We start from the raw sequence: 2,244 nt of genomic DNA, 5'->3' as shown, positions 1-2,244 counted from the left end.
TGATTGACAACCTCCGGCGCATCGGCCATGGATGGATTGACCTCCACGACTTTGCCGGTGACGGGCGAGGGCAGGACGATGTTGACCTTGATCGTCTCGATGGCCGCCAGTTCGTCGCCGGCGGAGAGGATCGTCCCGGCAGGCTTGACCTCGGCGAAAGCGATGTCCCCGCTTCTCTGCTGCAGGTAGTCCGACAGGCCGATCCGCACGCGCCCGTCTTCGGCCAGGGCCCACAGTCCCTCGCGACTGTAGGCGCGGTCGGCCGCTACTCGGAAGATGAACTTGTCGACGGTGGTCTCCAGGTACTCAGGCATGGGTCACTCCCATAGACAAAACGCGTCGCTTCGTCAGAACTGGAAGAATCCTCCACCCCGGCCGCTGGCCGGTTTGGTCAGCCGGCGGCCGGCTCCGCCACCGTCTCCCCACAGCGTGGGCAGGGACACGCCTTGCCCGATCGGCGGCTGGGCGCTTGGAACGTAAGCCGCCTGCCATTGCTTCTTGCTACCCCGTCAGCCGTCCTCCTGGCAGCCGCCAGGAGCGGCGCCAGCGAGGATTCGGCGACCGAGTAGTACACGTTCCAGCCGTCCCGCCGGTCGGTCACCAGCCCAGCCTGGCGCAGGCGGGAGAGATGCTGTGACATCGCCGCCTGGCGCTGCCCAAGCTGCGCCTCCAGATGACAGACGCAAGCCTCTCCATCCTGGAGCAGGACCTCCAAGATCCGGAGGCGGACCGGGTGTCCACAAGCCTTGAGCAGATCACCGGCAGCAACATAGCCTTCCATCGGCCGCCTCCATGAGTAATATTCCATATTCCGAATACATTGTACGTTGGGGGGCCCGGGCAGGTAGGTGACACTCGTCCCTAATCCTTTATGAACAGCTGTCTCCGATTCGGGCCGGCCGCCCATGGGGCTGCCTCGTGCAGGCAGGGTGTGGCGACCGAAGGACCCGCACGGTCTGTGCCCCATGCCGGGTTGGTGGAGACACCGCCCAGTGCCATCCCGGGGAGCCCGCAACCAAGTGAGCGGGCATGTTGCCTCTTGAAGTCGGGCTCGGTCGACCCTAGACTGGCATTACTCCGCACGCCCACCCTTCTACTCCGGGGGGAGCCCCACTGAAACCCCAGACCGAACGCCGGGAGGTGTTGCGATGAACCCGAGGATTTCGCGCACCCTGTTCCGCGGCCTGCTCGCATCGCTGACCACCGGGGAACAGAGGCAGCCAGCTCCGCATCGGGCCGAGTCAGGCGCCTTGATTGCCGGCACGTTCATGCAGGCGATTGGATCGCTCGCCTCGAAGCGATAGCGGCAGCGGGCTGCCATAGCCCGCAGCTTTCGCGAGAATGCGAAGGGCCGTTCCCAAATGGGAACGGCCCACTTGCTTACAGCGCAAAATCGCGCTCTCAGGAGAGAGTTACGGCTTGACCCCGAAGGTGGCAAGCCAGTCGAGGTCATCCGCCCGGTCGACACGGTACACGCCGCCCGTGCCCCCGCAGGTCCCGTTCATGCCGAACGAGGTCACGCCGCCGACCACGTTCGTGTCGCCGATGAAGTTCGGACCGCCCGAGTCGCCAAAGCAGGTTCCACCGGTGTTTGTGTTATTCGACAGCATCAGCGAGGAGTCGCCCACAATCCCGCCGTTGATCTGGATCAGGCGCGGATAGGCAACCATGCGCACGCGCTGCGCCACCTCTTTCCAGGCGGCCGCGTCGGGGAACGCCTTCTGCAGGCCATAGCCGACGGCGGTGAAGGTGACATCCTGCTTGTCAGTCTTGAACTGGTCCAGTACGTTCAGCTTCGGCAAAGCGCCGTATGTCTTCATCTTGAGTGGCTTGTCGAGGACAACGACGCCGAGGTCATACAGGAAGAAGGCACTGGGGTCGTACTGTGGGTGCGTGTAGGGTGCCCCGCCGACCTGCCCATCATACGGATAGCCGTTTCCCGGCATGCCGGATTCGACGTCGGAATCGAACCAGATCTCAACATGCGCCGCCGGCGCTTCGGTGCAGTGCCCGGCGGTCAGGAAGATCTTCGGCGAGAGCAGCGTGCCGCTGCAGCGCCAGAGTGGATCCCCGTCCTTGTCCTGGGCTACCATCAAACCGACGTACGGATGGCCGTTCCCATCTGGCTCCCCGTCCGTGATGGCCAGGGCCGGGACGACGGTGGCCGCGAGCAATGCCACCACCGCTAACACAATCAGAACGTTCCGTCGCATAAGATTGCCTCCTCCGGCAAGAGATGGTCGG

Annotated in this window: 4 protein-coding genes; 1 reads left to right on the top strand and 3 read right to left on the bottom strand. The window is 64.3% G+C overall.

Annotated elements, in window-relative coordinates; translation table 11 throughout:
- Positions 1-314 (bottom strand): hypothetical protein (locus tag MUO23_10795; GenBank protein MCJ7513442.1); only part of this gene is annotated, 314 nt, incomplete at its 3' end.
- A 77-nt stretch (positions 315-391) separates the two neighbouring features.
- Positions 392-781: a metalloregulator ArsR/SmtB family transcription factor gene (locus MUO23_10790; protein ID MCJ7513441.1), complete on the bottom strand. Its 390-nt coding sequence runs from the start codon at positions 779-781 to the stop codon at positions 392-394.
- Between the two features lie 367 nt (positions 782-1,148).
- Between MUO23_10790 and MUO23_10785 the strand changes: the two genes are divergently transcribed.
- Positions 1,149-1,304: a hypothetical protein gene (locus MUO23_10785; protein ID MCJ7513440.1), complete on the top strand. Its 156-nt coding sequence runs from the start codon at positions 1,149-1,151 to the stop codon at positions 1,302-1,304.
- A gap of 108 nt (positions 1,305-1,412) precedes the next feature.
- On the opposite strand, the gene MUO23_10780 is transcribed toward MUO23_10785, so the two are convergent.
- Complete coding sequence (locus MUO23_10780) at positions 1,413-2,213, bottom strand: trypsin-like serine protease (GenBank protein MCJ7513439.1); 801 nt, start codon at positions 2,211-2,213, stop codon at positions 1,413-1,415.
- Positions 2,214-2,244: the final 31 nt, after the last annotated feature.

Source organism: Anaerolineales bacterium (genome assembly GCA_022866145.1).
In the GTDB taxonomy this organism is placed as follows: Bacteria; Chloroflexota; Anaerolineae; order Anaerolineales; family E44-bin32; genus PFL42.
Note: the sequence above shows the minus strand (reverse complement) of the source record. Positions and strands in the feature narration are given on the sequence as shown.